The following is an 11696-nucleotide window of genomic DNA, read 5'->3' on the forward strand; positions in this document are numbered from 1 at the left end:
ACCGGTCCGGCGGCGGCGCGCTTGGCGCCTTCTTGCGCACTTGTGATGCCGAAGGTCGCGAGCATAACCACCGCGATGATCGAAATCAGCCCTGTTGCCCTGTTCATCGCCGCCTCCGCGTGTTGCGCTGCATCAGCGCAGCTCTTCCATCAAGAGCACGACTTCGCAGATGGGTCAAAATGCGGCCTGCCGGAGAGAACCGCGTTTTCGCGTTGGTGGACCCATCAGCCCATGCTGCCCGGTATGAAACAGCGGACACGGGGATGGCCGTCGATGTAGTGCTTCCAGACCATCGTCCGTCCGGCGAGGTTGGGTTGCGTGATGAGAGCGCCGTCTGGCACCAGAACCCATTCGCCATCAATGCGAACGCGATATCGTCCGTGATCGGACTCCCAATCCGGCTCGGAGACCACGTAGGCGTCGGAGTCCTCGCAGCACTTCCCGAATTCGCTTTCCAGGCTCTCGAACCAAGGTTTCAGCGGGGATTTCGCGTAGCGGCCGTCGTCTCGCGCAAGCGCTGCGGTGGTAAGCAGCAGCAGACAGATCGCAACAGTCGCCCGCCTCATCGCCAGCATGTCTTCGCCTCCGTAATCTGGTCTGGCGCAATGGAAGACTCACAATGGAAGACTCATCGAGCGGTCTTGAAGTGCTGGTCGATCTCTCAAGCGTTCAGTCGGCGGTACAAAGCCCCGCGCCAGTCGCCCCTATCGGCAAGCCAGGTGGCGCCAAGCCAACGGTGGCCGGTTCTCGAATACCAACCGTGGCCTGAGCCAATTTGGGGGATTTCGAGCGCGACGTGAGAACCGCAATCTGGTGAGGAGAAGCGGGCATACCAGCGAACATGAGCTGCGACGTGGCTGGGCTCTCCTCAACATGGGCCGCCCCCAATACCGCTACCTGGTGCGGGGAGATCGGGAAGCCCATGAGTTCGAAAGTCGGACGGTCCAAGTTGCACGCGCCCGCTTTGTTGGTCCAAGTGCCTCCGATGGAGACGACGGCAATTGTGATTACAAATAGATTTCTCATGATGACATCCCTCCTGGATGGCAGAGATATTTGCACCACGACTTCCAAATTGACCTGGTTCAATTCGCCAGCACTTCATAAGGCCGCGAGCGCAGCATCCGATAGACCGTCAACCGGGCAAACGGCGGACTCCATGCGAGGTCCTGGGAAATTTGCCCGACATCGAACCAAACAGTACCGAGCGGCAGCTGGATGCTGTAATCTGCCGAAATTGCTACGGGCCCCTCGCCATGCGGAAGATGAGGATTCTTCGGCGCCGGCCGGTCATCGATCTCAAGTGGTCGCTATTGAGGCAAGTAGCGGCTGTTGCGCTACTCTGTTTTCTTGGCGGAGCGGCGATCTCCGTCTACCGAGCAGCAGAGGAGACGTCGAAGGCCAATCGGGCTGTAGCCGATGCTGTTGGCAGGTTCGTCGAAATGCCGCTTGCGTTCTTCCATGGCGACGTGCGGACGTTCTTCGGAAGGCGCTTTGATCTGCAAGTCCGCTTTCGTCAGCTGGATGGCTTTCTCGACCAGGTGATGAGCCCCGGTCAGTGCGTGCGGCTCCATGAAGCCGGCAAGGATGTCGTCTCCAGCTGTCTGGGTTTCCGCAGTCAGGTGGACGAGGCGCCTGCCTGGTTTTCGGCCATCTATCGGTGGGCAGTCGGCAGTCGCATGACCTACGAGCGTCCCATCGGATACCAAAGTCTTGTCTTTGGCTCGGTCGTCGTCAGCACGAACCCGTCAGCCGTGACGGCGCGCGCCTGGTCCGAGATCTCGCGGATGCTCGGCCTCTCCGCAGCGACAATTGGCGCACTTGGCATCCTGGTGTATTTCGTCGTCGAGCGCGCGCTGCGGCCGACGAGAGATGTCGTCAGCGGCCTCAACAGATTAGCTGCGGGCGATCTGAAGTGCCGCCTCCCGCCCTTCCGTCTTGCCGAGTTGCAGAGCATAAGCAGCGTCTTCAACGACCTCGCGAACACCCTGGAAGTCGCGACCTCGGAGCGCGCCGAGCTTGCGCGACGTCTGGTGGAAGCGCGGGAGCAGGAAAGGCGTCACCTCGCAAGGGTACTTCATGACGAGCTGGCCCAGAGCCTCAGTGCCATGAGTGCGACGGCAGCTTCGATCAAGTTCACAGCCACGACCGATTGTCCACCTCTTGTTGCCGAAGCTCAGGCCCTGACGGAAACCGCTGGCAATATCATGAAGGGGCTTCGCAGGACCGTGCAGGAGTTGAGACTGCAGGAGATCGACGACGTCGGCCTGCTCACGAGCCTCGAGGGATTAATCGGCGATCACAATCGCCGCGGTTGCGGGAAGACCCGATTTTTTCTTGAAACGCACGGGGACCTCGATGCGCTCCCCCCGGCGATTACCGTTCACGTCTTTTATATCGTTCAGGAAGGTCTCACAAACGCGGCGAAACACGCGCAGGCGGCCAACGTGCGTGCCGTGGTGCGCATCGATCTTGCCCGAGGTGGTACGCCACCGTCTGGCGCCGGCTCGGTCGAGGCAACGGTTGAAGACGATGGTGCTGGATTAGTGCCTGAGATCAGGAAAGAGACTGGTTTTGGCCTCGGGCTGATCGGGATTCGCGAGAGAACACTCGCGCTGGGCGGGCAGATGAAAGTCATGTCGAGGCCAGAGAAGGGCCTCATCCTTAGTGCCATCATTCCTGTTACCGATATCCGGGGGACAGCATCATGACGCCGCGAAGCATCAGCGTCCTGCTTGTCGATGACCACGCGGTTGTGCGTGAGGGATACCGTCGGCTTCTCGAGAAGCACGAAGGCATTACCGTCGTTGCCGAGGCCGCCGATGCGGCGGCAGCCTATCAAGCCTATAAGAGCAAAAGTCCCGATGTCGTGGTGATGGACGTGTCGCTGCCAGGTCGCGGCGGTATTGATGCCATTCGCCAGATACGTCAGTGGGACCCAGCAGCCCGCCTGCTCGTTTTCACCATGCATTTGAGCGCGACATTCGCTCTCCAGGCCTTCAGGGCCGGTGCGAAGGGCTTCGTTACAAAGAGCAGCCCGCCCGAGTTGCTCGTTAGCGCGGTACGTGACGCGGCTGCCGGCCGCGTTGCAATCTGCCCCGAGATCAGTGAAGCCCTTGCGAGGAACAGCTTGCAGGATGATGCAAGTGCCATTGATAGTTTGTCGCCACGTGAATTCGAAATCCTGCGCATGTTGCTCGCCGGCCGGTCGGGCGAGGACATTGCCGCCGCATTCAATCTCAGTCCGAAGACCGTCTCGAACTACCATTATGCCATCAAGTCGAAGCTCAGCGTTTCTTCCGATGTTGAGCTCGTGCTTTTTGGGCTGCGAAGCGGATTGATAACGCGAGTTGAGGAACGCGAGCACGAGGACAATTTCCGGTCTGCCTGACAGCCGATGGCATTCGGTCCCTGGATGGCCGCTCCCAGGCTCATCCGACTGATGAGAGACGCCACGCAAGATCCGTAAATGCCTCCTTTTCCGGAAGTCTCCAAGCTGGAGAAGCAGTCGCGCACTGAAGGTTGGCTATGCCCGTGCGGACCGCACCCGGAGCGGCCCCGTCCCGGAGACGCTCTCTGCTAAATTGCACCGATGACAATGTTTCCATTGAACCGAGACAACTCTCGGATCAATGTGGTGACATTAATTCGATCGCGCGCTGCAACCAGCGCTTGGCGGTGGCCCGATGGCGCGACTCTCATAGAGACCAGCACATGGATCTGACGGTCACCACAGTCCTCATCGCGTTTGCCGGCGTGTTCCTGATCTGCTTCATGAAAGGCGCGTTCGGCGGCGGGTTTTCCATCGTGGGCATTCCGCTGTTGTCGTTCGTGATGGACCCGGTCACGGCCGGAGGCCTGCTCGCGCCGCTGTTCATCGCGATGGATCTGTTCGCGCTCCGCTACTGGAAACCCTCGACCTGGTCGAAGCCGGACCTCGCGCTTCTGCTGCCCGGCCTCGTAACGGGCATCGGTCTAGGCTATCTGCTATTCCGGGTATTGGACCATCGTGCCGTCGCGATCGTGATGGCGGTCGTCACTTTGGTCTTCGTCGGCCTATGGCTTTTGAGTGCATCGAAGGTGACGGTGCAACCGCGCTCGTCGCCGAAGGCGGTTGCTGCCGGTCTCGCCTCGGGCGTCACCACCATGGTCGCGCATTCCGGCGGTCCGCCGCTTGCGATGTATCTGCTGCCGCTCGGCCTCAGCAAGGAAGTCTACGCCGGGACGACGAGCCTCTTCTTTACAGTTGGCAACGCGACCAAGGCGGTGCCGTGGTTGCTCTTGGTAAGGCCGAGCGGCAACGTCTGGATCGTGATGGCAGCATGCCTGCTCGCCATTCCCAGTGGCGTCTGGCTTGGCTGGCGCCTCCACGGGAAGCTGGACCAGCAACAAATCTACCGGGCCTGCTACGGATTGCTGGTCGTCACGGCATTGAAGCTGCTCTGGGATGGAGTGTCCGGTTACCTCGCGTAGATCGAGAGCGGACGTTCCGTATCCCGACAGGACCGTTCTCAGGGCCTTAAAGTCGCGCGAGCGCAAGTCAAGCTGTCATAGCCGTGCTTGGGACGACTCGACGGCTGTGCACTTGGTCGCAACGACCTTGACGACCAAACCGGCAGTCTCGTGCCGCATTTGCGCTATGGACGCTCCGTTCCGGTGCACCTCAAAGGCCTCATCGTCCTGGTAGACCTCATAGATCAGAAGTCTCGACGCGTCGTCGCGGGGCAGCACCACTTCGAACTGCAGCATGCCGGGTTCATCTTCGAGGCATCGCGCGCGATGGGCCATTACCAGCGGGACGACCTGATCCCGCTTTCCCGGCGCGACTTCGATACTTCCCATAATCACAAGCTTGACCATGACAATCTCCTTCCCTCGCGCCTGAGCGAGATGCGTTGGTGATTCAATGTCGCAACGCCGCTCGCTCGATCTGATGTGTGTGCGCGCGCCACGCGCTCCGAAGTTTTCAAGTTGCCTTGCGAAGAGGCCGGAACGCGTCGCGGACCTCCCGGCTGAAGATCTCCGGCTGCTCCCACGCCGCAAAATGACCGCCGGCGTCGGCCTGATGGAAGTAGATCAGCTTGGGATAGGCCTTCTCGGCCCAACTCCGGGGCGCCACGAAGCTCTCACCGGGAAATGCCGTCACGGCGGCCGGGATCGGGACGTTGGCAGGCAAATAGAGATTTGCCTTGTTTTCCCAGTAGAGCCGGGCAGAGGAAATCGCCGTGTTGGTCACCCAGTACAGCGTGATGTTGTCGAGCACGTCGTCGCGGGTCAGCGCGCCCGCGGAGTGCCCGTTGACGGCGCGCCCGAGCACCGCCGATTGCATCGCCGAGGCCGGCTGGGCAAAGCCGTCGCCGTGGTCGAGCAGCCAGGCTGCAAGGCCAGCCGGCGAATCCGTCAAGGCTGCCAGCGTTTGCGGACGCGTCCCCATGATCTGCGCGTAGGCGCGCCGCTTCGTGAATTGGATCCTGAGCTGGTCGAAGGCGCGCTTCTCATCCGGAGCAAGATTCTCCGGAGCGGGATCGCCCGCTGCAACCGCCTTGAAGATCTCGGGCGGAACGACGCCGGGCAGGTTGACGTGGATGCCGAGCAATTCCGGCGCTCCCAGCTTTGCCATTTCATTGGAGACGGGCGAGCCCCAGTCACCGCCCTGCGCGACGAACTTCTTGTAGCCGAGCCGCTTCATCAGCACGACCCAGGTGCGCGCGATGCGCTGCGGATCCCAGCCGGTCGCGGTCGGCTTGCCGGAGAACCCGTAGCCCGGCATCGAAGGGATCACCAGATGGAAAGCGTCCTCCACGGAGCCGCCATGCGCGGTCGGATCGGTCAAGGGATCGATGATCTTCATCTGCTCGATGACCGAGCCAGGCCAGCCATGCGTCACGATCATCGGCAACGCGTTTTCGTGCCTCGAGCGGACGTGAATGAAGTGGATGTCGAGTCCGTCGATCTCGGTGATGAATTGCGGCAGGGCATTGAGCCGCGCCTCGACCTTCCGCCAGTCGTAATCGGTTTGCCAGTAGCGGACGAGGTCCTGCAGCATAGCGAGCGGCACGCCCTGGGAGTCGTCGGCGACCGTCTCCTTCTCGGGCCACCGGGTCGCCGCAAGGCGACGGCGCAGGTCGACGAGATCGGCTTCGGGAATGTCGACGTGGAACGGACGGATCTCGTCGTTGGTTGCGGCCGGCGCCGGACGTATCGCAAACAGGTTGACGGCGCCTGCAGCGGCAAGTCCAGCGGCAGCTCCGACGAGCAGCTTACGCCTCTCATGATCGATAGTCTCACGGTTTGGCTGCACTGCGGCGATTGCAATTGGCTTCCGAGATTGCGTGGTCACTTGACGATCTCCTCACTATGGGACGCGGCCGGCAAAGCCGCGATCGCTTCGGTGGTTGTCAGGATCGAATGGGCGTAGGTCGGACCGTTCAGTTCGTGCGCGGCATGCATCATGTCGTGGGTAAAAGCGGCCGTAGCGTCGCGCACCAGCGTGACGTGATAACCGAGCTCCATGGCGTAGCGAGCGGTGGACTCGATGCAGGTATTGGCGAGCAGCCCGACTACGATCACGTGCGTGATGCCCTTCTGCTTCAGCAACAAGTCGAGATCGGTGTTAGCGAAGCCGCTTTGTCCCCAGTGCTCATGAGCGACGAGGTCTCCTGGCTTCGGCGCAAAGTCGGGATGCCATTCGCCACCCCACTCCCCGCGCGCGAAGCTGTGGCGATGCATGATCGACCGCTGACTCGGATTGGGATGATCCCAGGCCTCATAGTCGCCCGGCTCCCACCGTCGGTGCGGGACGATGACGACCTGAACGCCTGCCGCACGTACGGCGCCATCCAGCCGGCGAAGGTTGTCGAGAAGCCCAACCTCATCGGCGATCGGCTTGATGCGCGGGTACACCTTGCCGCCCTCGGACAAGAAATCATTGTAGGGATCGACGAAAAGCAGAGCGGTTCTCCCGCGTGGATAGACGGTCTCGGTCACTGTCGCCTCCTCGGGCCGCCCTGCGGCCGGTTGCATCGGGTTCAGTCAGGCAGCTTTTGGCCGGTCTGCTCCCGCATGACGTACTCGGCGTACCAGTCCGGCCAGTTCGCATCGGGGGCGCCTGCCCGCTTCTCATGTTCGCCATGAGCGACGGCTGCGCGACGGAGGGCTGCGGCGAGATCGGCTGGCGAGGCAAATGTCGTGCGATCTTCGCTGACGCGACCCGCCAGCCGCTGCGTGACCTGCTGGAGCAGCCAGACATTTCCGTCCGGATCGTTGAACGTCGTCAACGAGCCGTAGCTGGGGCGATCCGGATCGGGACCCGGGATGCGACCTTGCGGTCCACGGTGAAACACTTCGCTCACGTCGATGCCGCGAGCGATCAGTTCGGCGCGGGCCACCTCGATGTCGTTCACGATGAGAAAGCGGGGTAGCGCCGGTCCGGTGCCGAGATGGATCGAGGCCGGCGAGCCCGGAGGCGTGAATTGCACAGCCCGAGATCCGTCCGCCCTGACGAAATCGGCGTCGAGCCTCCAACCCAGATTTTCATAGAAGCGCTTGGCGCGGTCGACGTCTGAAACGGGAATGACCGTGACTTCCAGCTTCATGTCGACCTTGCCCGGTTTCGCGTCCTTGCTTGCGGTGGCCATGGTTCGCTCCTTCGTTGACGAACCGGGCGCCAATGGCCGCCCGTTGTATTTGAACCGACCTCGCCCCATATTTGCTATGAAAGTCATAGGCACAAGCGCGATGAAGAAAACGTGATGAAGACGATGAATGACAACACTGCTGACCAAACACTCTGCCCCGTGGCACGCGCCGCGACAGTCGTAGGCGATCGCTGGACGGTGTTGATCCTACGGGAGCTGTTCATGCGGATGCACCGCTTCGAGGAGATCCAGGCGCAGACGGGTGCAACACCGCAAATGATTGCGGCGCGACTGAAGAAGCTGGAGGTGGACGGGCTGGTGAAGCGGCGTGTCTACAACAAGCGGCCGCTACGCCACGAGTATCAACTCACGAAGAAAGGCGAGGCCTTCTATCCCGTGATCCTGGCGTTACGCGCCTGGGGAGAGACCTGGTGCAAGTCGCCGAAGGAAACCCGCGCAGTGAACTATACGCACCTCACCTGTGGCAAGCCGGCGGGCCTAGGTCCGGCCTGCGAATCCTGCGGCAAACCACTTCATCGCGAGGATCTGGTCGCCGAGCGGGCTCTCAAATACCAACGAGAGCGCGAGGCACGGTGGGAAGCTTTCAAGGCGAACCGCTAGATATTCCAGTACCCGTGCGAGGGCGTTGCGGTGCCGGATCGGTGAGGCCCGCCAGGCGGATCGCCTCCAGCTCATCCGCGTCGAAAAGTTTTGCGTCGAACAGGTTCCAGAACTCTTCCGAAACGCCTTGGCCAAAGACCAGCACATCATCGGTGTTGATCGAGACGAGAACGCCAGCGTCAAACAACGTTCGGATCGGATGAGCAGCCAGCGACTCGACCCTTCCAAGCATGACGTTCGATGTCGGGCAGATATTCAGGCGAATCTTGTTGTCCGCAAGGAAACGCATGACTTGAGCAGAATTTGCCGCTGCAATGCCATGTTGGACTTCATCAAGCTCAAGCTGCTCAACCGCGCGCCACACCGAGTCAGCGTCGCCCCATTCCCCAACATGCGCCTTCAGTCTTAGACCTCTTTCCTTGGCCATGCGGTAAAGAGGCTTGAACGCTTCGATAGGCTGAGCGAGTTCGTCTCCCGACAGATCAATCGTTTTGTAGACGCCGAGCTCCAGGAATGGCTCGAGCCATTTGATCAAGCTCGCTACGCTGCAATGTCGAGACATCCCGAGTTGCGGAATCCATTCGATCTCAGGAGCCACGCGCGCATGGATGCCGATAAGCTCGCGGGTCAGCTTTTCTGCGCACCCGTCGAACAAAGTGATAGCCCAGACGTCCTCACCGATCTCCAGCCGCGAAACGCCATCATATTGCGCCTGGACGAGCGTCGCCTCGAAGGCCGTCAGGCGGCCCCTCGGACCGTCGAACAGCGGACCGATATGCCCGCTGACCCATTGATGCATTTCAGCCATCGAACCGAGCGGCCTGTCGAGCGGCGCGACGTCGTGTCCCGTCATGCGAGCGATCCATGCTCGATTGCCGCCACCAAAAGCATGGTTGTGCAAGTCGCTCTTCGGAAATGACCGGAGCGCTTCCAAATCGCCGGTCGTCAGCGCCTCTTGAAACGACGTCATGTCACGCGATCACGAGCGCCATCGAGAGAACGTTTTCATAGCGCCTTTACGCCACCCCACACTCATCCTGCCTTCTCTTGGTTCATCCCATGCATCATTCCGCCGATGGTGCTTCCCACGATAATGGCCACGACTACGGGCCAACCAGCAGCCGCCATGAGGATCGCGCCGACGCGCATATCCCCGTCCGGCCGATTATATCCATCTATGGCGGCGAAGACGAACACCGCGATCAGGCAGCCAACTACGTATCGCTTCAACCATTTCACGTCGAAATGCCTTCGCTTCCGGGCATTCGTCTCCTCAAACTCCATCCTGGTTCATCATGTCGGCAATCCCGGCTTTCCCGCTTAAAGCGCGGCGCCTCAATTGAGTGCACCGTAATTTTTCTGCGTGATTCTGGTAGCCTGGGGTCAAGCGCAGCGTTGAACCCCATCCCAGCCCGCGACGTCAAAGATCCGTGTTTTTCAGGGAATGACCCGTCGATACTCTGGGGCTGAGCAGATGAAATTTTGGACGACCGCAACGCTGCTGATCCTGATCGGTATCACAGTCAGCGCGTGCGCGTTTGAGCCTGACAACAAGCCGGCTTACGGCCAAGCGAACGGCAAAAAGTCCGATCGATGATCGTTGAACGGATCGGCGGCTCCTGCTCGCCGATCTCATTCTCGATCAGCGGGCTTAATCAGCGTCAGGATGGAGAGCGCAAAGACACTGGCGCCGCCACTACATCCGATCTTCAGTTTCGTCATTGCTCTCGAGCTTGTTGCGCAATGCCGTGATGAAGCGGTGAACCGTCTGCAGGTCCTTCACCGAAAGTCCTTCCGAAAGGTCGTTGATCCACGGGGCCTGCAAAGCCATCGCGGCGTCGAAAGTGCGCCTTCCCTTGTCAGTCAGGACCACAAGTTGCGCGCGCCGGTGATGGGGGTTGACCTCGAACGCCAAGAGCCCCTCCGCGTGAAGGTCGTTGACGATCCGCTGCACGTTTTGCCGATTGGCACCGAGGTCGCGGGCGAGCCATGCGACCGGCTGCGCTCGCTCTGCGTGCACGATGGCGCCGAGAATCTGCCAGCGGGCACTCGTGAGCCCGAGCCTGGCAACCAACCGGTCACCTGCAGTCAGGACCAGGCTATTCAGCCGGAACAGGTCAAGCATGAGGTTGCTCAGGGCATCGCCGGCAGTCGTTCGTTGGGATTTCAGCATCCGTCACCATAAATCTTTATTGACATCATAATGTCAAATCGGCATTCTAGATATAATACCACATTGACATCATGCAACCAACATAACGGAGGCCTTCATGTCCCACCTACGCCCATTGGACCCCGCGTTTCCGATCGAACGTCAGCTCGGCATCGATACGAGCCCTGTCGTGCTCGTGAATCTGTTCACGCTCGACAAAGCCGATGAGGAAACATTCCTCCGGGTCTGGCAAGACGATGCTGCCTTCATGAAGCGGCAGCCGGGTTTCATCGCTACGCAGCTTCACCGCGCGATCGGCGAAAGCCCGACCTATCTGAACTACGCCGTCTGGGAGTCGACTGACCATTTCCGGGCTGCCTTCACGCACCCTGAGTTCAGATCGAAGATTTCGGCCTATCCCTCTTCTGCCGTTGCGTCTCCGCACCTGTTCCAGAAGGTCGCGGTCCCCGGCATCTGCCTCGCGTAGCTCGCCCGGCAACCCATTTGCGGGAGGAGATCGTCAATACGACTCACGAGCATCTCGTAACGCTGCAGCGCCACGATCGCAACACGTCGATCCGGCAGCAGAGGCGGAAGTTCTACGAGTCCACGATAGCGTCGCATCAGGCGGCGCCGCGCCCGCAACACGAACCCTCGCTCAGGTCGCCGCCTTCTTCTTAGGCTTCGGCTTGGCTGCCTTCGGCATCGGCGCCGGCTCGGGGCCGCCCTCGATCGACGACAGGCGGCCTGCGGTGAAGGTGTAGATGCCGGCACGCGGACCGCTCGCCCAGGTGATCACGGCCACGCGCCTGCCGCCGGCATCATTGGAGAGATTGACGTTGCTCGGCGCACCGATGCCGCGGACCACGTCGCATTCGGTATGGCCGAGCGCGACCGTTCCGCCCGACGGAGCGGGCGCCGTGGTCGAGGCATTGGCATCAACCGGCGCGCCCGCAGGCGCCATGCCTGGACAGGCACCGTCAGCGCTGACCAGATCTTCCGCCGTCACCGGCTTGTCGGGAGTCAGCGGCGGCGATTCGATCGAGATGTTCTTGATGAAGAGCCGGGCCGGCTTATTGAACCATTCGGCATCCCTCGACATCATATCGGACGCGCTGGAGCAGCCCGCGATCAGCGGCGCAAGGGCGCACAACGCCAGCAGAAGCGTCGGAGGAAGCTTTTGATGTTGCACGATAAACTCAAATCCCCGCGTTAAGGACCAGCCCTAAACGATTGTCCCAACATCACTTTGCGGCACGACCGTGACGGAGGCCAGCATTACCCCC

Annotated in this window: 14 protein-coding genes; 5 read left to right on the forward strand and 9 right to left on the reverse strand. The window is 61.0% G+C overall.

Annotation, left to right across the window (positions count from 1 at the left end; all coding sequences use genetic code 11):
* Nucleotides 1–224: 224 nt before the first annotated feature.
* Nucleotides 225–575: a hypothetical protein gene (locus SO156_RS02775; protein ID WP_498533743.1), complete on the reverse strand. Its 351-nt coding sequence runs from the start codon at nt 573–575 to the stop codon at nt 225–227.
* 603 nt (nt 576–1178) lie between these two features.
* Here SO156_RS02775 and SO156_RS02780 point away from each other — a divergent pair.
* The 3 genes from SO156_RS02780 to SO156_RS02790 all read left to right on the forward strand — a co-directional run bounded on the left by SO156_RS02780 (nt 1179) and on the right by SO156_RS02790 (nt 4473).
* Nucleotides 1179–2711, forward strand: a complete 1533-nt coding sequence (locus SO156_RS02780; RefSeq protein WP_498533744.1) for a sensor histidine kinase — start codon at nt 1179–1181, stop codon at nt 2709–2711.
* Nucleotides 2708–3391: a response regulator gene (locus SO156_RS02785; protein WP_458150543.1), complete on the forward strand. Its 684-nt coding sequence runs from the start codon at nt 2708–2710 to the stop codon at nt 3389–3391. The genes SO156_RS02780 and SO156_RS02785 overlap by 4 nt, the downstream gene beginning before the upstream one ends.
* A 323-nt stretch (nt 3392–3714) precedes the next feature.
* Nucleotides 3715–4473: a sulfite exporter TauE/SafE family protein gene (locus SO156_RS02790; RefSeq protein ID WP_458150542.1), complete on the forward strand. Its 759-nt coding sequence runs from the start codon at nt 3715–3717 to the stop codon at nt 4471–4473.
* A gap of 75 nt (nt 4474–4548) precedes the next feature.
* Here the strand turns inward: SO156_RS02790 and SO156_RS02795 are convergent, their stop codons facing one another.
* The 4 genes from SO156_RS02795 to SO156_RS02810 all read right to left on the reverse strand — a co-directional run bounded on the left by SO156_RS02795 (nt 4549) and on the right by SO156_RS02810 (nt 7637).
* The gene (locus tag SO156_RS02795) at nt 4549–4860 is read right to left on the reverse strand and encodes a putative quinol monooxygenase (RefSeq protein WP_498533745.1); all 312 of its coding nucleotides are present in this window, start codon (nt 4858–4860) and stop codon (nt 4549–4551) included.
* 106 nt (nt 4861–4966) lie between these two features.
* The gene (locus tag SO156_RS02800) at nt 4967–6301 is read right to left on the reverse strand and encodes an epoxide hydrolase family protein (RefSeq protein WP_498533838.1); all 1335 of its coding nucleotides are present in this window, start codon (nt 6299–6301) and stop codon (nt 4967–4969) included.
* 35 nt (nt 6302–6336) lie between these two features.
* Nucleotides 6337–6987 (reverse strand): cysteine hydrolase family protein, encoded by a 651-nt coding sequence (locus tag SO156_RS02805; protein ID WP_458150539.1) that lies wholly within the window; start codon nt 6985–6987, stop codon nt 6337–6339.
* Nucleotides 6988–7028: 41 nt separating this feature from the next.
* Nucleotides 7029–7637, reverse strand: a complete 609-nt coding sequence (locus SO156_RS02810) for a VOC family protein (protein WP_498533746.1) — start codon at nt 7635–7637, stop codon at nt 7029–7031.
* 114 nt (nt 7638–7751) lie between these two features.
* On the opposite strand from SO156_RS02810, the gene SO156_RS02815 reads away from it, so the two are divergent.
* The gene (locus SO156_RS02815; RefSeq protein ID WP_498533839.1) at nt 7752–8258 is read left to right on the forward strand and encodes a winged helix-turn-helix transcriptional regulator; all 507 of its coding nucleotides are present in this window, start codon (nt 7752–7754) and stop codon (nt 8256–8258) included.
* Here SO156_RS02815 and SO156_RS02820 read toward each other — a convergent pair.
* From SO156_RS02820 to SO156_RS02830, 3 genes are all read right to left on the reverse strand, one after another.
* The gene (locus SO156_RS02820; RefSeq protein WP_498533747.1) at nt 8242–9228 is read right to left on the reverse strand and encodes an amidohydrolase family protein; all 987 of its coding nucleotides are present in this window, start codon (nt 9226–9228) and stop codon (nt 8242–8244) included. The two genes, SO156_RS02815 and SO156_RS02820, sit on opposite strands and share 17 nt — an antisense overlap.
* A gap of 62 nt (nt 9229–9290) precedes the next feature.
* Nucleotides 9291–9542, reverse strand: coding sequence for a hypothetical protein (locus SO156_RS02825; protein ID WP_498533748.1), 252 nt, complete (start codon nt 9540–9542; stop codon nt 9291–9293).
* 412 nt (nt 9543–9954) lie between these two features.
* Nucleotides 9955–10431, reverse strand: a complete 477-nt coding sequence (locus SO156_RS02830) for a MarR family winged helix-turn-helix transcriptional regulator (protein ID WP_498533749.1) — start codon at nt 10429–10431, stop codon at nt 9955–9957.
* 97 nt (nt 10432–10528) lie between these two features.
* Here SO156_RS02830 and SO156_RS02835 point away from each other — a divergent pair, with 97 nt between their 5' ends.
* On the forward strand, nt 10529–10897 hold the full coding sequence (locus SO156_RS02835; RefSeq protein ID WP_498533750.1) for an antibiotic biosynthesis monooxygenase family protein: 369 nt from the start codon (nt 10529–10531) through the stop codon (nt 10895–10897).
* A 171-nt stretch (nt 10898–11068) separates the two neighbouring features.
* On the opposite strand, the gene SO156_RS02840 is transcribed toward SO156_RS02835, so the two are convergent.
* Nucleotides 11069–11563, reverse strand: coding sequence for a hypothetical protein (locus SO156_RS02840; protein WP_458151117.1), 495 nt, complete (start codon nt 11561–11563; stop codon nt 11069–11071).
* Between the last annotated feature and the right edge of the window lie 133 nt (nt 11564–11696).

The sequence above is a fragment of the Bradyrhizobium sp. UFLA05-125 genome (assembly GCF_059803515.1).

Bases quoted from the DNA above. Each gene is read 5' to 3' on its own strand.
- SO156_RS02795 (WP_498533745.1), bottom strand. From the start codon at position 4,860: ATGGTCAAGCTTGTGATTATGGGAAGTATCGAAGTCGCGCCGGGAAAG.
- SO156_RS02830 (WP_498533749.1), bottom strand. From the start codon at position 10,431: ATGCTGAAATCCCAACGAACGACTGCCGGCGATGCCCTGAGCAACCTC.
- SO156_RS02835 (WP_498533750.1), top strand. From the start codon at position 10,529: ATGTCCCACCTACGCCCATTGGACCCCGCGTTTCCGATCGAACGTCAG.
- SO156_RS02785 (WP_458150543.1), top strand. From the start codon at position 2,708: ATGACGCCGCGAAGCATCAGCGTCCTGCTTGTCGATGACCACGCGGTT.
- SO156_RS02790 (WP_458150542.1), top strand. From the start codon at position 3,715: ATGGATCTGACGGTCACCACAGTCCTCATCGCGTTTGCCGGCGTGTTC.
- SO156_RS02810 (WP_498533746.1), bottom strand. From the start codon at position 7,637: ATGGCCACCGCAAGCAAGGACGCGAAACCGGGCAAGGTCGACATGAAG.
- SO156_RS02775 (WP_498533743.1), bottom strand. From the start codon at position 575: ATGCTGGCGATGAGGCGGGCGACTGTTGCGATCTGTCTGCTGCTGCTT.
- SO156_RS02815 (WP_498533839.1), top strand. From the start codon at position 7,752: ATGAAGACGATGAATGACAACACTGCTGACCAAACACTCTGCCCCGTG.
- SO156_RS02825 (WP_498533748.1), bottom strand. From the start codon at position 9,542: ATGGAGTTTGAGGAGACGAATGCCCGGAAGCGAAGGCATTTCGACGTG.
- SO156_RS02820 (WP_498533747.1), bottom strand. From the start codon at position 9,228: ATGACGTCGTTTCAAGAGGCGCTGACGACCGGCGATTTGGAAGCGCTC.